Annotated in this window: 22 protein-coding genes and 1 pseudogene; 4 read left to right on the top strand and 19 right to left on the bottom strand. The window is 42.3% G+C overall.

From position 1 onward, the window contains the following. The first annotated feature begins 70 nt into the window (after positions 1-70). Entirely contained in the window at positions 71-2,101 is a 2,031-nt protein-coding gene (locus R7Q48_RS02130) for an acetoacetate--CoA ligase (protein WP_256902750.1), read from the top strand. Positions 2,102-2,279: 178 nt separating this feature from the next. Here R7Q48_RS02130 and R7Q48_RS02125 read toward each other — a convergent pair whose 3' ends face one another. Both R7Q48_RS02125 and R7Q48_RS02120 read right to left on the bottom strand, forming a co-directional pair. Next, a complete protein-coding gene (locus tag R7Q48_RS02125) occupies positions 2,280-3,830 on the bottom strand; it encodes an alpha-glucoside-specific PTS transporter subunit IIBC (RefSeq protein WP_017633701.1) in 1,551 nt (516 codons plus the stop codon). 55 nt (positions 3,831-3,885) lie between these two features. Beyond that, complete coding sequence (locus tag R7Q48_RS02120) at positions 3,886-5,214, bottom strand: 6-phospho-alpha-glucosidase (RefSeq protein ID WP_318132132.1); 1,329 nt, start codon at positions 5,212-5,214, stop codon at positions 3,886-3,888. Positions 5,215-5,394: 180 nt separating this feature from the next. Between R7Q48_RS02120 and R7Q48_RS02115 the strand changes: the two genes are divergently transcribed. After that, complete coding sequence (locus R7Q48_RS02115; protein WP_005373312.1) at positions 5,395-6,102, top strand: GntR family transcriptional regulator; 708 nt, start codon at positions 5,395-5,397, stop codon at positions 6,100-6,102. Positions 6,103-6,121: 19 nt separating this feature from the next. Here R7Q48_RS02115 and mnhG read toward each other — a convergent pair whose 3' ends face one another. The 9 genes from mnhG to R7Q48_RS02070 form a co-directional block, all read right to left on the bottom strand. Further along, positions 6,122-6,415, bottom strand: coding sequence for a monovalent cation/H(+) antiporter subunit G (gene mnhG / locus R7Q48_RS02110; protein ID WP_005373314.1), 294 nt, complete (start codon positions 6,413-6,415; stop codon positions 6,122-6,124). Beyond that, positions 6,415-6,693: a cation:proton antiporter gene (locus tag R7Q48_RS02105; RefSeq protein ID WP_005373317.1), complete on the bottom strand. Its 279-nt coding sequence runs from the start codon at positions 6,691-6,693 to the stop codon at positions 6,415-6,417. The genes mnhG and R7Q48_RS02105 overlap by 1 nt, the downstream gene beginning before the upstream one ends. Continuing rightward, on the bottom strand, positions 6,686-7,162 hold the full coding sequence (locus R7Q48_RS02100) for a Na+/H+ antiporter subunit E (RefSeq protein WP_005373320.1): 477 nt from the start codon (positions 7,160-7,162) through the stop codon (positions 6,686-6,688). The genes R7Q48_RS02105 and R7Q48_RS02100 overlap by 8 nt, the downstream gene beginning before the upstream one ends. Continuing rightward, positions 7,159-8,655 (bottom strand): proton-conducting transporter membrane subunit, encoded by a 1,497-nt coding sequence (locus tag R7Q48_RS02095; protein ID WP_054577798.1) that lies wholly within the window; start codon positions 8,653-8,655, stop codon positions 7,159-7,161. Before R7Q48_RS02095 ends, R7Q48_RS02100 begins: the two co-directional genes overlap by 4 nt. Further along, a complete protein-coding gene (locus tag R7Q48_RS02090) occupies positions 8,652-9,005 on the bottom strand; it encodes a Na+/H+ antiporter subunit C (protein WP_017633704.1) in 354 nt (117 codons plus the stop codon). The genes R7Q48_RS02095 and R7Q48_RS02090 overlap by 4 nt, the downstream gene beginning before the upstream one ends. Next, entirely contained in the window at positions 9,005-11,674 is a 2,670-nt protein-coding gene (mbhE, locus tag R7Q48_RS02085) for a hydrogen gas-evolving membrane-bound hydrogenase subunit E (protein WP_318132131.1), read from the bottom strand. Before mbhE ends, R7Q48_RS02090 begins: the two co-directional genes overlap by 1 nt. 164 nt (positions 11,675-11,838) lie before the next feature. Next, a complete protein-coding gene (locus R7Q48_RS02080; RefSeq protein WP_005373328.1) occupies positions 11,839-12,030 on the bottom strand; it encodes a hypothetical protein in 192 nt (63 codons plus the stop codon). A gap of 109 nt (positions 12,031-12,139) precedes the next feature. Beyond that, entirely contained in the window at positions 12,140-13,075 is a 936-nt protein-coding gene (locus R7Q48_RS02075; protein WP_005373330.1) for a universal stress protein, read from the bottom strand. A gap of 393 nt (positions 13,076-13,468) precedes the next feature. After that, the gene (locus R7Q48_RS02070; protein WP_318132130.1) at positions 13,469-14,188 is read right to left on the bottom strand and encodes an SDR family oxidoreductase; all 720 of its coding nucleotides are present in this window, start codon (positions 14,186-14,188) and stop codon (positions 13,469-13,471) included. Between the two features lie 135 nt (positions 14,189-14,323). Between R7Q48_RS02070 and R7Q48_RS02065 the strand changes: the two genes are divergently transcribed. After that, positions 14,324-15,232 (top strand): LysR family transcriptional regulator, encoded by a 909-nt coding sequence (locus R7Q48_RS02065; RefSeq protein WP_262595970.1) that lies wholly within the window; start codon positions 14,324-14,326, stop codon positions 15,230-15,232. A 90-nt stretch (positions 15,233-15,322) separates the two neighbouring features. On the opposite strand, the gene R7Q48_RS02060 is transcribed toward R7Q48_RS02065, so the two are convergent. Next, on the bottom strand, positions 15,323-16,096 hold the full coding sequence (locus R7Q48_RS02060) for an AraC family transcriptional regulator (protein WP_213866782.1): 774 nt from the start codon (positions 16,094-16,096) through the stop codon (positions 15,323-15,325). Positions 16,097-16,195: 99 nt separating this feature from the next. Here R7Q48_RS02060 and R7Q48_RS02055 point away from each other — a divergent pair, with 99 nt between their 5' ends. Then, positions 16,196-17,332 carry a multidrug effflux MFS transporter gene (locus R7Q48_RS02055; RefSeq protein ID WP_318132129.1) on the top strand — a complete coding sequence of 379 codons (1,137 nt, stop codon included), beginning with the start codon at positions 16,196-16,198 and terminating at the stop codon, positions 17,330-17,332. 114 nt (positions 17,333-17,446) lie between these two features. Here R7Q48_RS02055 and R7Q48_RS02050 read toward each other — a convergent pair whose 3' ends face one another. The 7 genes and pseudogenes from R7Q48_RS02050 to tssK all read right to left on the bottom strand — a co-directional run bounded on the left by R7Q48_RS02050 (position 17,447) and on the right by tssK (position 25,240). Continuing rightward, a complete protein-coding gene (locus R7Q48_RS02050) occupies positions 17,447-17,857 on the bottom strand; it encodes a hypothetical protein (protein WP_182039770.1) in 411 nt (136 codons plus the stop codon). A gap of 203 nt (positions 17,858-18,060) precedes the next feature. Next, positions 18,061-18,591 (bottom strand): hypothetical protein, encoded by a 531-nt coding sequence (locus tag R7Q48_RS02045; protein WP_225477451.1) that lies wholly within the window; start codon positions 18,589-18,591, stop codon positions 18,061-18,063. Between the two features lie 94 nt (positions 18,592-18,685). Next, the gene (locus R7Q48_RS02040; protein WP_053307572.1) at positions 18,686-19,297 is read right to left on the bottom strand and encodes a hypothetical protein; all 612 of its coding nucleotides are present in this window, start codon (positions 19,295-19,297) and stop codon (positions 18,686-18,688) included. Beyond that, positions 19,290-21,509: a hypothetical protein gene (locus R7Q48_RS02035; RefSeq protein ID WP_238952720.1), complete on the bottom strand. Its 2,220-nt coding sequence runs from the start codon at positions 21,507-21,509 to the stop codon at positions 19,290-19,292. Before R7Q48_RS02035 ends, R7Q48_RS02040 begins: the two co-directional genes overlap by 8 nt. A gap of 902 nt (positions 21,510-22,411) precedes the next feature. After that, positions 22,412-22,979: pseudogene (locus tag R7Q48_RS31705) on the bottom strand (DUF4150 domain-containing protein); the annotation flags it as partial. A gap of 147 nt (positions 22,980-23,126) precedes the next feature. After that, positions 23,127-23,918 carry a type IVB secretion system protein IcmH/DotU gene (icmH, locus tag R7Q48_RS02025; protein ID WP_005373354.1) on the bottom strand — a complete coding sequence of 264 codons (792 nt, stop codon included), beginning with the start codon at positions 23,916-23,918 and terminating at the stop codon, positions 23,127-23,129. Then, positions 23,915-25,240, bottom strand: a complete 1,326-nt coding sequence (tssK, locus tag R7Q48_RS02020) for a type VI secretion system baseplate subunit TssK (protein ID WP_005373357.1) — start codon at positions 25,238-25,240, stop codon at positions 23,915-23,917. Before tssK ends, icmH begins: the two co-directional genes overlap by 4 nt. Positions 25,241-25,245 lie beyond the last annotated feature (5 nt).

Below are 25,245 nucleotides of genomic sequence, written 5' to 3'. Positions count from 1 at the left end.
CGAACACTGCTATGTTCGCCCCTTTATTTTGTTTTGGTCATATTCAAAAGAATTGAAATTAGAGGGACCTATGCCAAAATCTGCACCTATTTGGTCACCATCTGCTGAGCGCGTCAGCAATAGCAACTTATTACGGTTCATCGAAAAGGTTAATAAAGACAAAGCCGAAGGTACCGTAATCAACAATTACACGTCTCTACACCAGTGGTCCATTGAGCACAATGATGAATTTTGGCGACATACTTGGCAGTTTTGCAACGTAATCGGAGATATGGGTTCGCAAATCAAGAGCCTTGGCAGTCCCAAATGGACACAAACAGGTTCTAATCATCACCATGTAAATAGAGACACAGTATGGTTTGCTGACGCCACGCTGAACTACGCAGAGAACCTCCTATCTCAGGCTGAACAATCACCAGAGCGTGAGTTTATTGTTTTTAGCAATGAAAGCGGTGAACACCGACAACTCACCGGTAAACAGTTGCTTGAACAAGTTTCCGCCATTCAACAATGGCTACTCAATTGTGGTGTCGGTAAAGGCGATGTCGTTGCGGGTTATTTGCCCTACCTTCCTGAAACCGTTATTGCCATGCTGGCCACCACCAGTCTTGGTGCCATTTGGACTTCAACCTCTCCTGATTTTGGTATCGATAGCGTCGTAGAGCGTTTTGGTCAGGTCAAGCCGAAAGTTCTTTTTTGCTGTGATGGCTACCAGTTCGGAGGCAAAGCTTTCGATATGACGGACAAGAACACCACTCTTAGTAGTAAGTTAAGCAGTGCCTCCGAAGAGACTACTATTAGCGTATGCCAAATCGAATATTTACAAAACGCTGAGAGTGCTAGCACTTCTGAGTTTGTTTCTTGGTCCGATATTACTCACCACTTTTCTCCACAATCAATTCAATATCAACCAACGCTGTTTAATGACCCGTTATTCATTTTGTATTCTTCTGGTACAACAGGTCAACCTAAGTGTATTGTCCATTCCGCAGGCGGTACCTTGCTCAATCACCTCAAAGAACATCAACTGCATTGCGACATCAAATCGCAAGACAAGGTTTTCTACTACACAACATGTGGTTGGATGATGTGGAACTGGCATGTTTCCGCTCTTGCGAGTGGTGCAGCCTTAGTGATTTACGACGGTAGTCCGGTTTACCCTGATCACTCCGTCTTATGGCGATTAGCTGAAGAACATAACGTGTCGCTGTTTGGTACTTCAGCGAAATACTTAGAGGCACTGGAGCAGGCAAACTGCTCTCCAAAACTAGAACATAACCTGAAGTCACTCAAAACTCTGTGCTCAACTGGTTCGGTGCTTTACCCAGAACAATTTAATTATGTCTATCAGCACATCAAGCAGGACTTGCATCTCGCTTCTATCGCTGGCGGCACAGATATTTGCGGATGCTTTGTACTTGGAAACCCTATTTCACCAGTTTACAAAGGTGAATGCCAAGGCGCAGGGCTAGGAATCGACGCACGTGTTCTAGAGGATGGTGGACATACTATTACGCAAAAACGCGGCGAACTGACTTGTAATAACTCGCTACCTAACTTCCCTATTGGCTTCTGGAACGACAACGGCGAACGTTATCACAACGCTTATTGGAGCAAGTTTACCGATATCTGGCACCATGGCGACGATGTGATGCAAACCGAACATGGCGGCTTTATTTTTTATGGCCGTAGTGACGCAACCTTAAATCCAGGCGGCGTACGCATCGGTACCGCTGAAATCTATCAGCAAGTGAACGCGTTACCCGAGGTTGAAGACTCCATCGCTGTCGGCAAGTTAAACCAGCAGTCTGAAGAAATCTGGTTACTAGTAAAACTCGCTCACAACGTCGAGTTAACCCGACAACTCACCGATTCAATTCGCCAAACATTGAAAACAAAATGTTCACCGCGCCATGTCCCACGACAAATTTTTGCCATCAGTGATATTCCTAAAACGCGCTCAGGCAAATTGGTTGAGCTAGCAGTGAAACAATTGGTAAACGGACAAGCTGTAAAAAACATTGGTGCTATTGCTAACCCAGAAGTGCTGGAAGAAATTAAAACGCTTTTCAACATAGAAAGTGGCGCCACTGTCAATTAGAGACTCAACAAGTCTTCCAACAATACAGACGGGTATAACCTAACTGTATTTTTAGCTCGCTCGATAACTCCTCCCCACTTTCGTGGAAACTGCGCGAAATATGCTTCATGTACACAAAAAAGGTGAGATAATTATATCTCACCTTTGAGCCATATGAGCGGGAGCATTAGTTTGGGGGTTAAGCTTTTATCAGTTGGCTCATATCTTCGCGAACTTGTGGCACCGTTAAACCAACGATGATTTGAAGGCTCTCTTGATTTCTAACAATATTCACCGCTCCGTGCTGTGTGAAAAATGCGTTCTCCTTTACAAGAGAGACATCTTTAACTTTAACACGCAAACGCGTCGCGCAATTAGTTAACAATTCAATGTTTTCTTTTCCACCCAGACCTTCAATAAAGGCACTAGCTTGTGACGGACTTGCGCTACTGTTATGGACCGCTTTCGCTTCTTTGTAGTCAGCTTTGGAATACAACTTACTATCTGCACCTTCACGTCCCGGAGTAAGTATGTTGTATTTTAAAATAAGCGCGCGAAACGTAACAAAGTAAACACCAGTAAACATGAGACCAATAATAATCTGAATCACGTATGTTCCTGCATGGTTACCAGCCAAAGGCAACCAGTTTTGGAAAATGAAGTCTATCAAGCCAGTCTGAAAGTTACCGGAAACACCAAACATAAAGGCGATCGTTGCCATTGTCGCAGATAACAACGCATGCAAAGCAAACAGCGCAGGTGCGATAAATAAGAATGTAAACTCTATTGGTTCGGTGATCCCTGTAAGAATTGCTGTGATTGCGGCTCCGAGCACTAACCCCATCACCATCTTTTTATTTTCTTTTTTCGCAACTGAATAGAGTGCTAGTGCGATACCCGTACAACCAAACACTTTACCCATTCCCGTCAACATCAAACCACCCTGAGGAAATTGTGTCGTTAAACTTTCCGAGCTCTGGGCGAATGTCTGTATATTTTGAATCCAATAGGCAACCGTTCCGCCATCGACTGCAACTGGCCCATAAAAAACGGGACCATATACGAAATGATGCAACCCCGTTGGTATCATGATTCGCTCTAAAAACGTAAATAGCCATACCCCTAACGATCCAGCAGAAACCAAAAATGATTGCAGATTGTTAATACCATGCTGAATACTTGGCCAAGTCAAACAAGTTAGAATTGCCATCACGACCATAATGGGGAAACTAATGATCACAACCAATGGCGTTCCGCCAAATACAGCCGCCCAATCCGGTAGCTTTTTATCAAAGAATCGGTTGTGAACCCAAACAGAGAGACTTGCAATTAAAATGGCACCTAGCAAGTTGGTATCAAGCGTTAGAATGCCACCAACTTCAGTCAAACCTCGCTCACCTTCCGTATAGTTCACGCCCAGTTCTGGTCCCCAAAATTGAAGGATTCCACCAATAACGTAGTTAAACGTAATGTAGGAAACGAGTGTTGCAAGTACAGCGCGACCAGATGCTTTTTTAGCTAAAGCGATAGGTAACCCAACGGCAAAAATAAGTGCCATATTTTTAAATACAGCGAGAGATGCCTGTAAAATGATCGTCGAGACTTTAACCCAAGCACTCCCCTCTAGTGCCCAAGGAAACACTTCTTGATTTAACAGCACAACAGAGAAACCCAATAACATGCCCGCTGCTGGAAATAATAGAACGGGAACAAACATCGCGGCTCCGAACCTTTGAATAATGTCTTTCATATAAACCTCTTGTTTCATTCACGGAGCCTACAAGTAGGCCCCGAACGTCCAGTTGTTATTGAAAAAATTGAGGAAGGTAGGCTTTATTTTCTTCTAGTAATTGTTTTGTTATTTCTTTAGCTTTTGGCACATTAACCACGGTACGGTTAAGTGTGAGTGCATTAATCAGCTTTTGCTGACTTCCTTCGTACCAAGCATCCACGACTAATTTCTCGTAACCAAGTTGGCTTTCAATCATGGCTTTTTGGAAGGTTGGGATTTTTCCTACAGTAAAAGCTTTCGGTCCATCACTAGTTAGCGCAGCTGGAACTTCTACCATGGCGTCATTTTGTAAATTTGTAATAGCACCATTATTCGGTACGATGACGAGATACACATCGCTCAAGTTGTAGGCAAGCGAAGCCGCAACTCTCACCATGTATCGACCATGGATATCGGCATGCAGTGTTTCGTGCTTCGTGGTGCCCGCTTCAATTATTCTTGCGTTCAATTCGAACACTCGTTTCTCACGGCCGTTAATTACCTGCCTTGCGCGGGTATTGTTGATATCCTCTTTCGCCACCATTTTTTCAGGGTACAAATAGTACTGAAGATACGTATTCGGCAAAAACTCTGGATTATCAGCAAGCATTGTTCTCATGTTTTTGAATGTGGCTTGCCACGATGGGTCATCCGCTATTTCCGCATCAACCGCACTGATCCCTTCTTTTAGGATGATATTTTTAATTTTGTCCGTTAAGTCTTCACCCTGTTTGTTACGAATTTTGGTAAACCAGCCATAGTGATTAAGCCCAAAATATTCAGGAACGAAGTCCCAAATTTCACATCCTAACAATTGCGCATAGCTGACCATAATCGCTGCTGGCATATCACAGATATTTAGAATTCGCTTATCATGCGGAAATTCACGATTTAAAGCTTCAGCGACAATTGCCGCCGGGTTGGTGTAATTAAGAATCCACGCATCTGGACACGTTTGTCGGATCTCGTTCACTAGCTGGATCATGTCGCCGATAGAGCGAAGTCCATATGCCATTCCTCCCGCGCCACATGTCTCTTGCCCAACACAAGAGTTGGATAGCGGGATTTGTTCATCACGCTCGCGCATGGCCAACCCACCAGTGCGGATCTGGATAAAGAAAAAGTCCGAATCTGCGAATGCGACAGATTTATCCGTTGTATAAACAAACTCTTCAACTTCTGGATAGTGTTCTCGCAATAGAATTTCAGTAGTTAATGCATTCGATTCTTGGCGTTTCTCATCTATGTCGTAAAACACGACTTTTGCGAGTGGAAAGTTATCTTTTTCGGCAATAAGGCTGTTCATCATACCAAGTGTGTATGTACTGCCAGCACCAACAATCGTTAATTTTTGACGTTTCATTTCGCTACCTCAAATGTTTATCCTGAAAATGTATAAAATAAGTATTAATACTTTTATGATACATTTAAAGTGTAAGCACAAAGATACGAGATAAAAATCACACAAAGATTCTAAGGAAAAGTATTAACTACATCTCAGATCACATTCTTGCTATCATGATCCAAGACTTAGCGAGGTATTATGAAACCCAAATACATAGACATTGCGGAACGATTAGAAAAAAAGATCAAAGATGGGGAACTACAACCTAAATCGATGCTTCCAAAAGAGAGTGATTTGCAAGAAGAGTTTTCCGTAAGCCGCGTAACCATCAGAAAAAGCTTACAAATTCTGGTCGACAATAATTTAATTAGTCGGACAAGAGGTAGTGGAACTTATGTAAACGATCTAAAAGCCCAACATGATGCCTTACATTTGCTGGGTTTTATCGAGGAAGTCAGTAAACAGGGGAAAACGCCTAGCTCTCAAGTCATAAAGTTCGAACTTAAAAAACCGAATGAACAGGTTGCTAAGCAGTTAAATCTCTCGCCCAATGATGATACATATGAAATACATAGACTCAGATGTATTAATGATGAGCCTGAAATTTACGAAGTCACTCATATGCCAGCAGTGTTATTTCCAGACTTGAGCATAGCCATAATGAATGGTTCTAAATATGAGTACATTGAAAATAGCAAAGGATTGAAAATTGCGAAAAGCAGTCAGTCTGTCAAACCGTATTTGTTAGATGCAGAGACGGCCTCATACCTGAATGAATCAGAAGCTTCCCCTATTCTAAAAGTTGAGTCCACTGGTTACCTAGAAGATGGTCGTGCATTTGAATATACCGTCAATTACTTCCGACTTCATCAATACAGCTTCGAGTTTATTTCAACTAGGACGTAGTACTATTCGACGCTAATGGTTAATCATTGCGCCAAATCTTATATCCGACCTCTCGCATTGCTCTGCCGAGCAGGTGGGAGGCGACTGGCGCAGTGAGAACGATAAACAACATCGTACCGATAACCCGAGAGATCACGGTAACTTCAGGGAGTGAGAAAGCGACCGCTAATAACAAGCAGCTCACTCCGACAGTTCCAGCTTTGGTCGCTGCATGCATTCGGGTATACAAATCAGGAAGCCTCAGGACACCTAGACTTGCAACCAAGGTCAACAATGTTCCTAAGCATAAAAATAGTCCAATCAACACGTCCATTATTCTTTCTCCTTTCTTTTAACGATCAAACGTGCAAATGCGATCGTGCCGAGAAATGCGACCAAACCTAATGTAATGGCGATGTCTAACAGAGCGTCCTCACCGCTGTCTAAGGTGTAAACCGTAATAAATCCGATAGTGATAAATGAAATCAGATCTAACGCCACAACTCGATCAGCTAGCGTTGGTCCTAGAATTAAACGAGCAAAAGCCATAACAAAGCTGAGTAGTAGCCCAGAATAGGCAAAAGTGACCGTTATTTGCAGCCAACTATCCACGCGTCACCTCCAAAATTCGATGCTCTAACCCATCTTTAATTCCGCGAATAACCTCTTCATGTTCAGGTGCAAACATGGCATGAACGATAAGATACTTTTTATCAGCCGTAACATCCAAACTAAGCGTACCCGGTGTTAAAGAAACCATGTTCGCCAGTAATGTGATTTCTAGGTCAGAATCGACCTCCAGAGGGACATAAACGATATCAGGCTGACTCAAATGAGTAGGTGTCACGACGTCCCACACCACTTTCGCAACCGATATAACCATTTCATAAGCGAAGTACACCAATAACTTCAATGCAGATGCAAAACGTTGAAAATAGCTCGTTTTCAATCCAAATGGTTGACTCAACCTTAAAGCAAAAAAGCCGACCGTAAATCCGACAACAAAATTCAGACTCGAATAGCTGCCATTAAGCATCATCCACGCTAACGCTAAGAAAAAATTGAGGAATAGATAGATCATGCATTTCCTCCTAACACCACTCTGATGTATTCAGTCGGATTTAACAGTTGTTCTGCAGCTTGAACGGAAAATTGATAAAAAGGCTCCGCCACTAAGCCAATGATTAGCGTCAACGTTGTCAATACAATAATTGGAACGCAGTACAACCAATGTACTTTGGCCTGCAGAGTCTGTTCTGGCTTCTCTCTAAATGGCTTTTTCCAAAATGCCTCACTCCAAATTTTCGTCATCGAGTAGACAGTAAGCAACCCCACCAATAACGCGGTACCTGCTAACCAGTAATACTCAGCCTGTATGCTCGACTTGATGACCAATAGCTTTCCCCAGAAACCCGATAGCGGTGGGAAACCGGCCAGAGAAAACGCAGGGACAAGAAACAAGAACGCTAACCAAGGCATAGCTTTGTATACCCCACCCAAATGTTCAAGTTGACTAGAGCCATATTTGCGCTCGATGAATCCACCTATTAAGAACAAATTCGCTTTTACAATGATGTGATGAACAATGTAGAAAATGGCACCGGCTAAAGCTAAGGGAGTGTAAATAGCCAACCCCATGATCATATAGCCTATTTGGCTAATAATATGAAAAGAAAGAATTTTCTTAATGTCGAATTGGCTAGCCGCTCCTAAAACGCCCGTTAACATGGTTAGCCCTGCGACCCAAATTAACGTCGGTTGCCAACCACTCTCGGCGAGCGGAAATACCAAGGTAAAGACTCTTATCAACGCGTATACACCGACTTTAGTAAGCAACGCGGCAAACAGTGCCACCACACCGCTTGGTAACGTGTGATAAGAAGCTGGCAACCAAGCAAATAAAGGAAAGAGTGCCGCTTTAATAGAGAAGGCAAACAAAAACAGCGCGGACAGCATCATGTTGATGCTCAATTCATTTCCCCCAACTTTGGTGTAGAGATCGGCCAAGTTCAAGGTGCCCGTTGCGCCATACAATAAACCGATAGCAAGTAAGAATACCAGCGTCGAAATCAGGTTCAACATCACGTACTTTACTGCACCATCAACTTGAGTTTTCGTTGCATCTAACACCATTAAACCAAATGATGAAATGAGCATGACCTCAAACCAAACATACAGATTAAAAATATCTCCAGTCAGGAAAGCGCCATAAACGCCAGCAAGCAACACGTGCATTAGCGCATGGTAATTGCTATAGGAGGGCTTTCGGTGAAGGTCCGCCATCGCGTAGAAAACACATATCGCACCAATCACCGCCGTTATCATCACCATAGCAACGCTGAGGTAATCTGCGACAAACACGATACCAAATGGCGCACTCCACTGACCAAAAGCAACGGCTTGAATACCATTATTTATGATGTTTTCTGTGAGAAAGCCCGCAACGAAAAGGTTCGAAATCGCACTTACACCGCTCAACCACTCAACACTTTTTGTTGAGCGACGGACGAAGAAGATAGTCAACGCCGTACTCAGCGAGAGAACTACCGGTAACGTAAGCAAAATCGAACTCATTGACCCTCCTCAGAACGTTGCATTTCATCGACGTTTGCAGTTCCAGTGTCTTTATAAGCTCGATAGAACAGCATTAAAGCAAAAATAAGTAGTCCAAAACCGATGACTATCGCAGTTAAGATAAGCGCTTGAGGTAAAGGATTTGCCGCGCTATCTGGTGGTAAAAGAGCATTATCGCCAATCAATGGCGGTTCTCCGGGCGTCAGCCTCCCAGCGGTAAAAATAGCAAGGTTAACCGCACTACTGAGTAACATGATGCCGAACAAAAGGCGCAAGATATGCTTTTCAAGCATTAAATAAACACCTGCTGCGACAAATACTCCAACGACAACACTCCAGACTATTTCCATCACTCTAGCTCCTCATTAATACGAAGCAGCATACCCATCACGCCACCTATAACGGCAAGGTAAACACCAACATCAAAAACCAATGGCGTCCCTAGTGGTATCACGTCTTTCCACCACAGTCCGGTCAAAAACGGTTTATCAAACGCAAAGCTCAAAGCACCAGAAACTAAGCTCAATGCGATGCCAGATAACGCAATGAGAAACGGTTTGAAATACAACCTAGAACGAACGTATTTCGGTGATTCCGCGAACATGAGAAGTGATAAACCAATAACGGCAATCAACGCACCAATAAAGCCACCACCCGGTTCATTATGACCACGTAACAACAGATACACTGAAAATACGAGCATGAGTGCCGAAACGATGTGTGCCGTGGTTGCAAAAATTAATGATTGGATACGATTTTGCTTTTTCGCTCTTGTCTTAAGCAAACTCACTGCCGCAATCCCTGCAATAACAACGACAACAACTTCTCCCAATGTATCAAATGCGCGAAAGTCGACCAGAATAACGTTAACAATGTTTCGCCCATGTCCACCCGGGACACTGTTTTCTGCAAAGAAATCTGACACCGAAGAGTCCATCGGCTGAGACGTGATTCCTAACAAAAGTAAAGTAACCGAAACTCCTATCACACCTGCTATGCAAATATTCGCTACTTTACGTTTTATTGAATGCTTGGGCACGGTGGTTAGACGCGGCATATGACGCATTAACAATGCAAGAAAGACCACCATTAATGTTTCCACTAACAGTAAAGTCTTCGCAACGTCCGGGGCGCTATAAATCATAAAAACAAGCGTAGTCATGAAGCCAATCATACCAAGCGCAGAAATCGCAAGAAGTCTTGCGTGGGACAACGTACATACGAGCGCAGCACCAATCAACAATAAGGCAATACCAATCTCATAGAAAGTGACACTTGAAAGTTCGCCAACCAAAGGCAGAGGAATAAGCGCTACCTGACTCAGTAACGCAACGGCAAGTACCGTGAAAAATAATAGGACATAGCGACTCAATTTCTTTTGCTGTAACCGCGTCGTTTGCCACTTCGCCACTGTCATCATGCCATCTAATAGTCGTTCAAAAATATTCTCCGCTTTGGGGACGAATAGATGTAACCGCTGAAAAAATGCAGACACAGTAGGATAAACACGGTACACCACATACCCCAACGCTAGCGTAATAACGCTTAACACTAACGGTACATTCACGCCATGCCATAGTGATGTCTCTTTAAGAGTTGCTGTGGGCAGAATGTCAGCAGAGCCCGGAAAAATAATATTGCGATCTAACCAATTTAAACCGAATAACGGGACCAGGAGACTGCCAAGTGCCAAGAGCAAAGGCGAGATCCACAGGTTTTTTTTTGTCTCAACTGGCTTAGTTTCAATCGGCACGAGACCACGGCGAGCAAAGAATGGTCTCGCAATAAGCATAATGGTTAGCGCGACCATCAGTATATTCACGATTAATAGTACAAAGGCGATCCAGCTATTGAGCTCTACTGCGGACTTATACATGTATTCTTTGCTCAAAAAGCCTAACAACGGCGGGAACCCCGCTTTAGACAATGCAGCCAAACTCCCCGCAACCATGCTGATGACGAGAACTGACTTCAGACCGTACAATTGATCAATATCTCGTGTTCCTGTCGCTTTGTCGATATTACCCACCACCATAAACAGCGCAGCTTTATAGAAAGAGTGAGCGAGAATAAACATCAATACTGCACTAACGGCCAAATCTGTGCCCATACCTAGTAATAATGTTAATTTACCCAAAGCAACATTCGTGCTGTAGGCTAGCATCAGCTTCAAGTCAGTTTGTTTTAATGCGACAAATGTGCACCAAATGGCCGTGATACTCCCAGTGATGACTAAAGCATAAAACCAGATCTCGCTGTGGGCATAAACTGGCGATAAACGTGCTAATAGGTAAATGCCTGCCTTTACCATTGTTGCCGAGTGTAAATACGCACTGACCGGAGTGGGAGCTGCCATCGCGTTAGGTAGCCAAAAATGAAACGGGAATTGCGCAGATTTAGTAAATGCACCGAGTAGTATGAGCACTAGAGATGGGATAAACCATTCATGCTGCGCAATAGTGTCTGCCTGCTCGATAATGGTATTTAGCTCATAACTCCCTGCCATTGCTCCCAGCAAGATAAGACCAGCTAGCAACGCTAGTCCACCAGCACCGGTAACAATCAGCGACTGCAAGGCGTTTTTCCGAGACGTTTTATTTTCGTGATTAAACCCGATCAGTAAGTAAGAAGTGATGGTGGTGAGTTCCCAGAAAACAAATAACAACAGAATGTTATCGCTCATCACAATCCCTAGCATGGCAAGCATGAATAGGGTTAGATACAAATGAAAGGAAAACCGGCTATCACTTTCTCGTAAATAAGCCAAAGCGTAGATTTGAATCAGTGCACCAATCCCACTGATCAGTCCCGCAAAAAGAAATGAAAGACCATCTAATCTAAAGCTAAGGTTGATATCGAGGCTTGGTATCCATTCCGCATTCCAGCTCACGCCTGCAGGAGTATAGATATAGAAGAGAAAAGAGAAGATTAAAACTGGCAGCGCAGGGAAAATCAGTAAGACCAACTGATTATCTAGGTTTTTCGGCAGGTTTTCTTTACCCGTTATGTTATTCAACATCGCAGCCCATTCGTTATTATAAGAAGGTACGCGCTATTCGGCGCAAATGACAAACTCCACTGTATTGTTTTAGCCCAAGCGCTTCAAAAACGATCATGAAACCAAGGGAAAAGTAGCAAACAGTAATCACTGAGTGCTACTTAGAGGAACGCCGATACAAACCGCTATTTGCTGTCTGCTACGGCATAAGAACGTAGGTCACTACTTACATGTTCTTGGCTGAATGTATATGGATTATCGTCATCAGCTAACTCGAATGCATCGTAGGTGCAGTCACCGATATCATTTCTCGGACAAACATAAACATTCGAACGTTCTATCATTTCTGTGTGGCATTTCGGGCATAGGTTTTTCATGTCACTCTCCTCTGATAACTTATTGATACATTGATAATTCCATGTTCTAGAGATCCATCTCCCTCCTTTACCTAAAACATCACTTAAACCCAACTTTGTTACACCCCAATTACTGAATCGGTGAGACAAAACCATCGGGCTTAAGAGCGACCAAACTACAGTTAATCGATTGCAAAATATTTTCAGCCGTATTACCAATGACATAACCAGATATACCAGTCCTCGCTAAGGTACCCATGACCAACACGTCTACCTCAATACTTTCTACGTAATCTGGAATCTTTTCGTCGGGTTTTCCATGCAGGTGGTGAATCACAATTTCACCTGTAATCCCAGACTCCTCCAACAGCTGTTGCAGAGCTTGTTTATGATCGGCTTTTGCCTTGTCGAGTTCATGTTTCAACTCAGCATCATCGACTTGAATCCAAGCGTTACCATTAAGGTAGTTTTCTAAGTAATACTCCCAGCAAGAAATCACGTGTAAACGACTATCGCAGGTGTCGGCTATCGAACGCGATAATTCGAGTAAACGCACGGCTAATGAGTGCTGTTCATCGCTTGCCGTTAATGGGTCGATAGCCACAGCAACACGGCGTTTATCTCTTGGCTTATCAATTGGTCGGTGCAACCAAAGCGGACAAGGGCATTTTCGTAACAGAGTCATATCAATAGCTTTGAAACCCTCAGCACCTTCACCGAGCGGTTCAGCTTCTTTGATGATGAGATCTTTGTTATCAGCTAATGCTTCTTGAATAATACAGACAGCGGGCTTTTCACTGCTTTTCACAGTAAGAGGAAATGCGAGATCCTCTTCAGAGAGTCCCAGCTTCTGTCTGTATTCGTGAATACTTTGTTTGAGGGAGTCTTGCAGCGATTGCTCATAACTTTGCTGATACTGGATCATGTCTGTTGGGAAATCAGGACACGCTATTAGCCCTGAGACAGGCACTTTGTTGCTAGATGCAATCCTCATCGCTTGTTCGAGGGCGTCACTATGGCCTGGCAATCCTTGTGTTGCAAAAAGTATGTTTGCGAATCGTTTCATACACACCTCCTTGTTTGGTTAAATATTAACCATCCACAAAGTATAATACCTAACGGATAATTGTAACGGCTTGTGACGTTGATGAAATCAATTCTCATTAAGAGACGGATATTGCTTCATTTTGTTTTACGTCACACTCTCCTTTCTTCACAACTATCGCCTTCGACCTAAATAAATTCCGCTACCTAAAATTGAGACCAAATAAAAACCCAAATTACTCAAAGTTTTTTCTCACCTTGAGTAACTTGGGTATAAGCAATAACACACTTAGTGTCCGGATTTAAATGGATGACCTAAATTTTCACGCAACTTAGTTTAAAGATGCCATCTCAATCACGAATCGATATGCAAAGTTTTACGGCTTTAGTGACCTAAAATCGCCGTAACTCAATGTTAAGGTTGTTGTTTTGTCGGTGCCAAAGCAATTTCACGAACACATACACCTTGCGGTTGCTGATAAGCAAACAGCACTGCTCGTGCAATGTCATCTGCGGCCAACACGCCGCCCATATCCACCTTCCAAGCGTCATAGCCATCTTTAATATCTTGAGACGTTGTATGTGAAAGTAATTCCGTTTCCACTGCACCAGGTGCAATCGTCGTAACGCGAACATTCGATGACGCAACTTCTTCACGTACGTTTTCAGAAATAGCATGAACCGCAAATTTGGTACCGCAATAAGCAGCATGATCAGGGAATGTTTTCTTGCCCGCGATAGAGCTGATGTTAATGGTCGTACCACTGTTACGTGCTTTCATCGGTGCTAGGACGGACTGCATGCCATTGAGTAAGCCAATTACGTTCACATCAAACATGCGCTTCCACTCCGATGCTTCCTGAGTATCTATCTGACCTAGAAGCATAACGCCTGCGTTATTTACAAGTGCATCTACCGGACCATACAACGCTTCAGCTTTCTCAATTGCAGCCTCAAAAGAAGCTTTGTCGGTCACATCTACCTTTTCACAAAGCGTATTTGGTAAGTTTAATGCTTCCAAACGTTCTACACGTCTTGCTAACAAAAGAAGAGCATGGCCCTGTTCACTGAAGTGACGTGCAATCGCTTCACCAATGCCTGAACTAGCGCCTGTAATAACAATTAACTTTTTCATTTTGAATCCTTAATCGAACGGTTTACATCAGTGGCGGTAAGTTTAAGAAAACTTTGTTTGTTGATATATACCGACCTAGTTGAAACACTGTTGTTATACTGCAACAATACTTTTTTGAATTATGAAGAAGTCATCATGCAAACACACATCAACCTTGCGGATATTCGCTCTTTCGTCCTAATCGCTCAACTAGGAAACTTCACGAAAGCAGCAGAGCAACTTGGCGTTTCTCGCTCACACGTTTCACGTCAAATAACAAATCTGGAGCAACAGATTGGTGTCACTTTGCTACAAAGGACCACTCGAACACTGAACCTCACCGAAGCAGGCAAGGTTCTGTATAAACAGTGTGAAACTGCCCTTCACAATATTGATCAAGCTGTTATGGCAGTGGTTGATGATGTAGAAGACTTAAGAGGTGACATTCGTATCAACTGTGTGGGGGGCTATTTAGGAGAAGACGTTGTCGCAGATATCGTTGCTCAATTTCTAATCCAACACCCACAAGTGAGCATTAACTTAGATTTTAGTAGCCATCGTGTCGATTTAATCGCGGATGAATTCGATATCGCTTTTCGAATGGGAAAGTTAGACGACTCCAACTTTATCGCTCGCAAACTGATCGATGTGGAAATGGGGACATACGCAAGCCCAAACTATTTAGAAACATATGACTATCCTTCGCATCCAAAGGACTTAGAAAAACACGTTTGTTTGACAGGTAGTGTGACACGGTGGGCATTTGAGAACACGAATACAAAGCAGTCAACTGAACACCAGATACGTGGACAGTTACGATGTAAGAGCGGCAGAGTAATGATAAAAGCAGCCTTGGCGGGAAATGGCATCATCCGTGTGCCAACACTTTATTGCCAACAAGAACTCCAGACAGGCAAGCTAAAAGAAGTGTTTACCGACTGGAGCATTCCGAGTGTGGAATTTTCACTCCTTTATCATCACGACCGACATCAACCAAAACGCATCCGAGCCTTTGTTGATTTTACCACGCAATACTTTCGCAAACTGCAGAGTAAAGACAAGTAACCTGCATGTTGGTACCTGTCTATGTATGTTTTATAGGCTGAGCCTGCGAACCTGGGGTTTGTTCTAGAAAGAGTGTGAGCATTTTGACGCTTAAGGCTTGGTTTTCATAAACGTCAGAGGTGTTTGTCCAGTTTGCTTTTTGAAAAATGCAATAAAAGCACTGTCTGACGAAAACTCCAGCCAATCGGCAACTGCGCTGACTGGCATGCCCGTTGATAACAATTCAACTGCTTTTAAAAGCCTCCACTGTTGCCGCCAATCTTGATAATTCATGCCCGTTTCCGACTTAAATAATCGTGTTACCGTCTTGGTGCTTGCCCCAACTTTGCTTGCAAGAGTAGTAAGCGAAGGAGCCAGAAATGAAGGTTCAACCAACTCTCGACGAAACGTTGTTAAGCGCCGATGCGATGGCAAAGGCAACTGAAACGAATAACGTTTCGCAGCATAAAACTCCTCCCAAAAAAGCGCCGTCGTATTTACCATCTCGCTGCTAGGCTTATCCCACTCCCAAAATGACATTTTATCAATAAGAGCTTGGAGTAAATTATTCACTTCTATCATCGTGATCTTACTCGGACAGGCAAACTCCTCACAATCAAAATACAAAGATCGATACGCCACCACATTCGTCATTAGTGCGCGATGCGGCGTATTAGGTGGGATCCAAACCGCCTTTGTCGGTGGCAAAATACAAATCGAGTCTTCCAGAGCAAAACTCATACAACCTTGAGGTGCGTACAATAACTGCCCTTTCTTGTGCATATGCATACCTGAGTCGTGCTTGCCAATATCCGCAGCAATTCCCACTACACAATTAAAAATTTTATCTGCATCAAATTGTGTTTTTTCGTTAATAAGCGCCATTTTGTCCGAATGTTGATGTATTTGGTTTTTATGTTGTTATTAGATCAATCATAGCCTCATTTATACTGCCCGCCAACTTCATTAACGATGGGTAACAATATGAATACTAAGCCCTCTTTATGGCTCATGCTGGTCATGTTGATGTTTCCGCAAATTGTAGAAACCATCTATAGCCCAGCGTTGAGCTCAATCGCTCTATCATTTGATGTAAACCACGCACAAGCAGCCCAAACATTGTCGATTTACTTCCTAGCTTTTGCCATTGGCGTTGTAGTTTGGGGAGTTCTCGCAGATAAACTGGGAAGAAGGCCCACCATGCTTATTGGGCTCTTTATCTATGGTTGCGCATCTTTACTCGCAACTCAAACCGAAAGCTTTGCTGTTGTCATGACCGCGCGAGCCCTAGGCGCATTTGGTATCGCGGTAGGATCCGTTGTCACACAGACCATGCTTCGTGACGCGTTTGACGGTCAAGAACTGAGTAAAGTCTTTAGCTTAATGGGGATGGGTATATCAATCAGCCCGGTAGTTGGCATGCTATTAGGCGGACAGCTTACAGCGCTTGGTGGATACCGTTATGTGTTTTTTGCCTTGTTTTTAATCGCGTTAGTATTGCTCGCTTATAACGTTATTAAGCTTTCAGAAACACAGAAGGAACAGACACCAGTACGGTTGCATCAACTTAGCTGGAAAATGGCAAGAGACGCGCGAATTTGGCGCTCAGGATTACTGGTTGCTTTGTATAACATTGCTCTATTTTCTTATTACCAGCTTGGCGCATTTACTTTCTCAGCACTTGGGTATAACTCCGAACAATTTGGATACAGTGGCATGGTACTGGGGTTAGGCACTCTGCTTGGGAGTTATTTAAACAAATCCCTAGTGTCTAAAAATGTTCGAAAAAGCCAACTACTTTGGCTCTCAGCAGTATTGCTTAGTTTGGGATCAGTCGGTGTGTTGATTCTGAGCCAATCAATCTGGTTTGTTGCTCCAATGGTGTTAGTCGTCATGTCTTACGGGATTGCGATACCCAACATACTCAGTGATGCACTCGTTAATTATAAACAACAGGTTGGCAGCGCAGGCGCTTTATTTGGGCTCATGTACTACATCATGATCGGGACGGGATTAGCGATGGCTGGAACAGTACAAAACTTAGGTGTCGTTCTATTATCATGTAGCTGTTTAGCGATTTTATTAGCGTTTTCTAAAAGGCAAGTTCATACCAACTTGTGACCAGATACTACACATTGCTTGCCTAATCTTCCGAAGATTGGTCTACATCTTTTCTAACGGTTAACTAAAACGTAAATAAAAAGCGCCTGTCGGCGCTTTAATTATCCATAGATCTTATTGCCATGTTGGCTCACCGTACTCTTCACAACGTTGCTTGTCGTAATTTTCAATGCGCCCGCGTTTACCTACAAACTGAACCTGAACAACCATTCCAGCTTCAACATATTCACTGAAATAATCGCAAGAAACACGAAAACTAGTATCGCGTATAACAATTGGTACCCATTCATAACCGCCGCTGCGTGGTAAGTAAGACTTGAAGGTAATGACCCCGTCATCTGAAACGTTGATTTCTTCATCATATTCATTCAACTTATAAAAACGTTGTCCATCAAACTCTGCCTTTGCTTTTTCAATTATTTCCTTCGTTGCTGTCGATTGCATCGGCGTATTTGAGACCAGTTGACACCCAACAACAGATGTCAATACGGACAAAGCCAAAGTGAGTTTAGTTATTTTATTCATTTACCTAACCACTGTATAATTATTCAACACTTACCATTTTAAAAGGAGGGAGACCATACTTTATTTTAAAGAAAATAAAAAGCGCCTTTCGGCGCTTTTTATCTGAACATTTCTTATCCAAACGTCTCGAGTAGATTTTCTAGAAAAGCTAACTTTTTATTACAATGAATTTTATTTAGGCTCTCACCGGAATCTATTGCTATTTAACCCCAAGCTTCAAACTCATTAGGCTTTACGTGTTTTATTTTTAATCTAACGTTGGGATCCAGAGCTGTTTCAGTTCCCAATTCACAGTAGTACTCAACAGCATTTTCATCTTCAATCATGTCAACGAAGCTAGCAACGACACTCAACCGTCCACCACCTCTAGTCAATGAAAAGTACGCATTCTTGTTTTCATTTACTTCAAATTTCAAAGGAATGAATTCAGGTTCTTCAAGAGAAATATCTATCCATTTATAGTTATCTAAACTCTTCCCCTTTCGTGGGGCATAAACTGTTTTCAACCCATTTTCGTCAACAACGAAGTACATCGAATTCTCGGCTTGATTAAAACAAGCTTTCAAGCCACCGTCTTTATTTTCCAAATTACATGTAAATACAACAGGGTCTTGTTCGCAGTCTGCATTTACAAAAAATGGTAACGGAAAAATAAATAAAAACCCCACTACCTTAATAAATTTACAAACCATATTAAACTTAAGTTTATCGACTGAATTTAAAAATAAAAACAATACTGAGCCTTGTCAAAATAGAGAACGCGAACATACATCGGACATTCCAAAAAATGAAACATTCATCAACAACTACTCTAGTCTTCTATACTGTTCATAAGTTAATGTCGATCGTCATATCTTGTACAGATTTATATAAATTGTTAACTATAAAATCAGAGAGTGCTCTTCTATCATAACTTTCCAAATTAATAATACTCTCTGGAGATTGCACATTGACTTTATATATCGTTTTTTTTCCTTCTCTTTTATCAAAACTCTCTTCGAGATATAAAACATCGGTTAGAACAATTTTATTATTTTTGTAAGAATAAACCAAAATAAAACTATAATTAGAATTATCTTCCTGTGTTGTTGTTAATATAATATTGTTTCCAACATTTTGGTCGACTGAATAACCCAGTTTCTTTACTAGAGTATTTGATATAATCAATTTATAATTAATATCATCTTCTAAAATATCAGGATAATTACTCTCATTGCCTGAAATCGTTGATATTTGATTATCACCAAGCAATATATCTTGACCTAAAAAACGTTGCTCAGATTTTGAAAAGTAATAATCTCCATCAATTTTATTTACCTCAATTTCAACTTTTTTATTTTTAAGATCTATTAGAAATAAATCTTCAACTTGAGAAAAAGAACTAAAGCTAAATAAAGCTGAGGATATAAATACGATCAACCTTACTAAAAATTTATTCATTACATAAAACCTCATATATATCCAAAAAATACTTTGTTCTTTTTTCTTTGTCAGAACGTGGAAGGCGTGAGTTAACAACATTAGTGATACTATTTGTACTAGCTATAGTTCCGGACACTTTCTCATTCAAATTATTAACATCCCAAAAGCCAAGAGCAGCTAAAAAACCTTCTTTGGTTTTCAAAACCGAGTAAGGGTCATCTGAAATATTAAAACTCAAGTCTTGAATTTTATTTTCCAATCTAGTTTGAACAGCGTCATAGTTATATTTCCAAGTTAACTGTATAAACCCCTTCCCCTTATACCTCAATCCAGAAACGTCCCCTCCCTTGACGAGTACAAAATGGCCATCTGGTGAGTCACAAGAATAAACACGTTTCGCTATCTCATCTTCCTGAGGAAGCTGGCTATAATAATAGCTTCTTCTTCTCACATACTTTTTCTTATCCGCCTGTGAAAGTGCTTTGTATTCACTTTCATCAATTCGTATATAGCCAAGACTAACTGCTTCTTCAGGGTATTTATTGAAGTAACGCTTAAACATTTCTTTTAACCTATCGACAGAATACCATAAGTCCTCTTCATTACCTTCTAGTTTCGAACCAACTTCAGCTCTTATCTGAGCAAAAAATTGTGCTGCTCGTTCATTGGTATTTATTTCAAAGCTACTAGCATATTTATTAAATAAGTCACGCACTTCTTCTCTTTTACTGAGGGAAGAATCTGGAAACATCAGATTCATTTGCTTTTGAGTCACGTAGTAACCCGAAACAAAAGAATTAACAAAAGGCCAATAATGCCAAAGGCTCTTATCATCGCTTAGTTGCAAATCACCTTGTAAATCTTGCATCCATGAGAACTTATCTGCTCTTTCCAGTTCGAATTGCGAGAAAAGATCAAAGCTATCCATCACTTGATCGCGCCATGGGGAGTTACGGTAGTCCTCTATAGTCACAAAACCAGCGGAGCACTTAATATCTAGAGCTTCCTTTGCGGTCTGATGGATTGATTCATAAAGACTTTGTGACGACTCTGTATGCCAATCTGTAGGATGTTTCACAATAAATCGCTGAAAGTGTTTACGCTTACCGTCTAAGTATACTTTGGCATCGCGAGCAGTGAACGAGGAGAAGTCCGTTACTTGATCTTCTGTCACAGATTCAAGTAATTGCTGAATAAACGAATTACTCATATCAACGGCACCGCTACTATCGGCCCCATCGAGAACAACAAGTGGATTTTCTTCCGCATTTTTGGGAGAAATCTGTTTTTTGAAAAATTCGGGCGGCTCCTCAAAAGAGAACATCTCGATATGCACACGATTATCTTCTTTCTTAGTTCCAATTGCATCGTTACTGTACTCATGCAGTCCCATGTAACCGATATCTTCCCCAGCTGAAACCTTTATCCCCTCTCTAAATAGGAGTGGGAGTAAAGAAACCACACTACCGTCCCTAATCATTGCCGCCTTGTCCGACATCCATTTAGGTTCTGAAACTGGTTCTGATAGGACAGCAGAGGAATCTTCTAAAATGTCAAAGTCACTATTGAGACCCGAAGCAAACCAAACAATCTTGTTTAACAGTGCTTTTTCGCTACCACTTGCCGATTTACCATTCTCTACCACACGGCACTTTATCATTTTGTAGGTATTTTTGTCGATCTGGTATGGATGGGTCTCCTTCTCTTCTGCATACAGGTATTCAAGTAATGTTCCTTTAGACATCGACTGTTTTTCTTCACCAGAATTAGTAGGCACATCACTATGTTTGAAAGTGCGTACATTTCTCGCTTCTTGTAAACGGTAACGCGTGGTTATAGATGAATTGGCGCCAATATCTGAAGGTGGCGCAAGGTGCATATAAAGTGTATAGAACTTAAATACATCTTCATTATCTTCGGGGTTTACAGCCTCATGCTCGATAAGCACAAAGTTATTACTATACTTAAACTCTTGCTCTTGGTACGTTGATGTTAGGTAATCAGGATTTATGCGAAATGCCACTATTTTTCCATCAAGCATCGCTTGAATAGGTCTGAGCCCTTTCCCCCACGGTAACATTTTTGATGTTAAGTGAATGCCACTATGCCAACCGTACCCTTGTCCTATTAAATAACGACCGCTCTTAGCTTGATCAAACAATTTCGTAAAATCACTGAGCGTGTAGTAAGCGTCACCTTCTCGTTGCGCTATCGGAAAAACTGCATCCATGATTTAAATGTCCTAGTCAGAAAAGTTATCGTCAAAAGTGACAAATGATGGGCGGTTCAAGTTGTTTGACTTCGTGTACACCACCGCATTAACCCTACCTAAATTAGTAGCAAAGCTAGATTGGCTCGCTATGTTAACGGTACTCCTAAGGGCCATTGCCGATATAGAAATTAGGGTGTCATTTTTGGTTTCGAAAATTTGGCTAATGACGTCAGGAAGTGCTTTTTTGAAGTGGTTAAGTGCTTTTTTATAACCGTTTATACCCTCTTCAACAGAACTCAACGATCTTGCAGAAGCTTGGCTTTGTATGAAATCTAAACGACCGATGATTTCACTGTTTAGCTCATCGATGTATGAACAGATTTGATTGTTTATCAACGTCCATAAAACAAACTGCAAATACTTCACAGTATTTCCAGTCCCTAAAAAGCGAAGCTTCGCTAATAATTCATAGGGAGGCTCAAACACATCAGCTTGATATAAGACTCTCAATATATCGCCATTTTCGTGCACTTGCTCCAAGAGCAGTTCAACTAAAGGTTCATATTTCTCTAGCGCAGTAGTATCAGTTTGGATGTGATAAAGTGCCGAAACATAAGCATCAGAAAAATCTTTAGAGTGATTTTGACTAATCGCATAAGGAGACGATATACGGCTTTGCTCTAACACAATGTCTTTAAAGTCATCATCACTGAAGGATGGGGACATCAATATCCCCCAGTCATTAGCAACCCCAACACGATCTTCCCAAAATGGCGAGCGGCGGCCTGCGACAAACGTACAAAAATCATTCGGATCAGGGTAAGTTTCCGTCACAATATTTTCAGCTAAAGATTGGTTCGGCGTATAAGAGTCTTGAGTTTCGCTGAGCACTAACTTGCATTCTTTTAGAGCGAGACCATTAACAGATGCTTTTCCGCTAGAGTCCAGCACTCCACTCCCAATGACAGCACCTGAAGGTTCGACTAAAGAAAATTGTGCATTAGAGTAAGGGAGCCCATTTGGATATTTGCATTCTATATCCAGCGTATACGTCCCTTCCTGCTCTTCCGTAACAGAAACCGATGGGTTTTGTGCCCCACCCAAACACATGGTGTTGGCTTTGTTCATGGTCATTTGATCGGACAGGCGACATACGCCCTTACCTTCAAATTTAACCGTTGGTGAGGCTGAAATGAATTTTGCTTCAGCTTCTATCGTGCCAGAGGAAACGCCTTTTCTGTCACCGCCCGCATCGCCGGTACTTTTTGAGAACGTACTGCCCTTGATTGCGACACTGTTACCGCCATCCATAGAGACTGTCGTAGTCCCACCAGCAAGGTCTGCTGATTTAGCATTGTTGCCATAAGGGATAGGGACGACTGGCTTGCCGACCTTAGTTAAACAAACATCTGGGAGCGTTGCATTCGCTTCACCACCTGAGCCTTTATGAACTATCGAAAGTCCATTCGCACCAACTGTTACGCCCATAACCAATCCATTTGAATTTTATTGATTGAATGATAAAAGAGATCGCAAACTGCAATCTCTCTAAATAACTAGTGAATTTCACTAAAAGACCAGTGATATTCACAATAAGCCCTAAAACTGGCAGAAGATCTCATTTTAGATCTCTGGTTATCTATACATTTCAAGCAGTTGCTGAAATTTTAAGTCTATGACGATGTAGGTTGCCGCATACATAAGCGCAAACGTCATCGCACTAAGACTCAAGATCAGCTTGGGTGAAATTACCCTTTTCAACGGCTTCTTTAGATATTTAGCTTTAAGGTTGATTAAAGAAACTTTTTCTTGTTCTGCTAGGCGGTCATCTCGCACTAATCGATAAATGGTGCTGCCAATTTCCGCTAACTTTTCGTTGCCACGCTCTTCACGGCCGTACTTGCCTTGGAAACCAAGTTGAAGCAATAAATAGAGAAACTCTATAACGTGACGGTATTTGCGAGGGTCGGCTTTTAAGCGGTCGAGAATAACGAAAAACTTGTCACCACCAGATGTTTCGTTGTGGAACTCAGACAGTAAGCTGTTCTGGCTCCAGTGACTATTTGCCCCCCACTCTTGTCGACAAACAGATTCATCAATCGCCGCACACAAGCAGTAACGAATAACAAGAACCGAAGCACGATCGAGCTCCATTTCATTAAGTTTTCGTTCACCTTTTCGAATCTCACGTGCCACTTGTTCACGAAATGGCATCGGGTCATCAAGCCAAGGGATCGAAGACATACAAGACAGACTGGCGATCAACCATGAGAACTGGTCCACTAGCGGGTTAATACCCATGTTGTCGATAGATAGATCTTGTACTGCGATGTTTCTCGATAAGTCAGGCGCTGGCATTACCTCCATTGGTTTGCCAGGCTCTGGTTGGAATAAGACTACGGTGACGTCGGTTTCTGCGTAACTCATAGACGAACGGCCCAAAGTTGCAATGATAAGTTAGCGAAATCGCCCGCAACGTGAATCGCAATCGCAGCAGTGTTCTTCAATGCCATCCACTCTTCGCCCGTTTTATCGAGCTCGAAATAGGTGTAGCCAGCGTGATACGGCAGCGCGCGTGGCACAACTGGCATTGGTTTGATCTCAATCCCAGGCAGTTGAAGGTTAATCAAGTCACGTATGTTATCGATAGAACCGATCTTCGTTTGGCTGACAAACTGGGTATGCAGAACATCCAAGGTCACGTCGGCTTTAACCGCGAGGATAAAGGTTGTCGTATCAATGATCTTATTGTCAGGGATTGCTGCCGTTCTGATGCCATAGTTCTGATCTTTTAAGGTCAGTGGAATTGCTCTTTGCTCAGACATCACGCTCAATGTCATTTTCGCACTGTCTAGGACGCGAGAAAGACAGCTAGTAAGATCACCATGATTGTACTTCGTAAACTCAATAGGTCGGCGTGTCGTTGAGCACAGCGTCGAAAGCTCACCCTCTGCCTGAAGAAGAATTCGATACAAAGACTCAGGATGCACAGCTTCTGTGCTTGCGAAATGCCAAAACAAGGGTTCGTATCGGTTGAGCGCTTGCAATAGCATAAAGTCAGAAACCGATGATACGCCTTGTTGATCCACCACCCCTAATCGCTGAACTATCGATTCCGCGCGATGCTTCAACATAGAAGCAAACTCGGTCGCAAATTTACTCAGTACTGTCGACGCATGAATATCGATGCAGGTAGGAATGAAACTATCATCTAAGATCACGCTGCCATCAGGCTTCACTTCTGAGATCTTTAAGATCGGAATAGACGTGTAAGCACTCTTATCTTCATGATCGTACATTAAGCAAAAGTTAAGCTTACCGACGACGATATTTGCCATGTCTTCCGAATCATAACAAGCGTCAACCGCTTCTTGAGATTCCATCGTATAGCGCGCACCGTCTTTTTTGGTACCAAATAACTCAGAACGTTCCGATGGTAACGGACAGCACAAATAAACGACTTTATCGGCAATCGAAGGATCTACATCTTTCACTTCAGGCAGCTCAGCAAGCAACGGAAGCTCAAATGGTGTCCGGTCTTGTAAAATACCTTCAGCACGAGTAATACCGATTTTACCCAGTGCTAGTAACTGAGAGTTGATTTCTAAACGTTTAATTCCCCAATGCAAAGGCGATGCATTGGCACTCAGTAGGCTCGATAGTTTACTTTGCGAACGATCGAGTTGTTGAAAATGCTGCGGCTTCATGAACATTCCATCTTGCCAAACAACTGGATTGTATAAAGACATGTTTC

The organism is Vibrio sp. 378 (assembly GCF_033339435.1).
The sequence above is the reverse complement of the archived record's forward strand: the minus strand, read 5'-3'. Positions and strand labels throughout refer to the sequence as shown.

Coding starts and splice junctions, on each gene's coding strand:
- R7Q48_RS02130 (WP_256902750.1), top strand. CDS start 71: ATGCCAAAATCTGCACCTATTTGGTCACCATCTGCTGAGCGCGTCAGC.
- R7Q48_RS02125 (WP_017633701.1), bottom strand. CDS start 3,830: ATGAAAGACATTATTCAAAGGTTCGGAGCCGCGATGTTTGTTCCCGTT.
- R7Q48_RS02120 (WP_318132132.1), bottom strand. CDS start 5,214: ATGAAACGTCAAAAATTAACGATTGTTGGTGCTGGCAGTACATACACA.
- R7Q48_RS02115 (WP_005373312.1), top strand. CDS start 5,395: ATGAAACCCAAATACATAGACATTGCGGAACGATTAGAAAAAAAGATC.
- mnhG (WP_005373314.1), bottom strand. CDS start 6,415: ATGGACGTGTTGATTGGACTATTTTTATGCTTAGGAACATTGTTGACC.
- R7Q48_RS02100 (WP_005373320.1), bottom strand. CDS start 7,162: ATGATCTATCTATTCCTCAATTTTTTCTTAGCGTTAGCGTGGATGATG.
- R7Q48_RS02095 (WP_054577798.1), bottom strand. CDS start 8,655: ATGAGTTCGATTTTGCTTACGTTACCGGTAGTTCTCTCGCTGAGTACG.
- R7Q48_RS02090 (WP_017633704.1), bottom strand. CDS start 9,005: ATGGAAATAGTCTGGAGTGTTGTCGTTGGAGTATTTGTCGCAGCAGGT.
- mbhE (WP_318132131.1), bottom strand. CDS start 11,674: ATGTTGAATAACATAACGGGTAAAGAAAACCTGCCGAAAAACCTAGAT.
- R7Q48_RS02080 (WP_005373328.1), bottom strand. CDS start 12,030: ATGAAAAACCTATGCCCGAAATGCCACACAGAAATGATAGAACGTTCG.
- R7Q48_RS02075 (WP_005373330.1), bottom strand. CDS start 13,075: ATGAAACGATTCGCAAACATACTTTTTGCAACACAAGGATTGCCAGGC.
- R7Q48_RS02070 (WP_318132130.1), bottom strand. CDS start 14,188: ATGAAAAAGTTAATTGTTATTACAGGCGCTAGTTCAGGCATTGGTGAA.
- R7Q48_RS02065 (WP_262595970.1), top strand. CDS start 14,324: ATGCAAACACACATCAACCTTGCGGATATTCGCTCTTTCGTCCTAATC.
- R7Q48_RS02060 (WP_213866782.1), bottom strand. CDS start 16,096: ATGGCGCTTATTAACGAAAAAACACAATTTGATGCAGATAAAATTTTT.
- R7Q48_RS02055 (WP_318132129.1), top strand. CDS start 16,196: ATGAATACTAAGCCCTCTTTATGGCTCATGCTGGTCATGTTGATGTTT.
- R7Q48_RS02050 (WP_182039770.1), bottom strand. CDS start 17,857: ATGAATAAAATAACTAAACTCACTTTGGCTTTGTCCGTATTGACATCT.
- R7Q48_RS02040 (WP_053307572.1), bottom strand. CDS start 19,297: ATGAATAAATTTTTAGTAAGGTTGATCGTATTTATATCCTCAGCTTTA.
- R7Q48_RS02035 (WP_238952720.1), bottom strand. CDS start 21,509: ATGGATGCAGTTTTTCCGATAGCGCAACGAGAAGGTGACGCTTACTAC.
- icmH (WP_005373354.1), bottom strand. CDS start 23,918: ATGAGTTACGCAGAAACCGACGTCACCGTAGTCTTATTCCAACCAGAG.
- tssK (WP_005373357.1), bottom strand. CDS start 25,240: ATGTCTTTATACAATCCAGTTGTTTGGCAAGATGGAATGTTCATGAAG.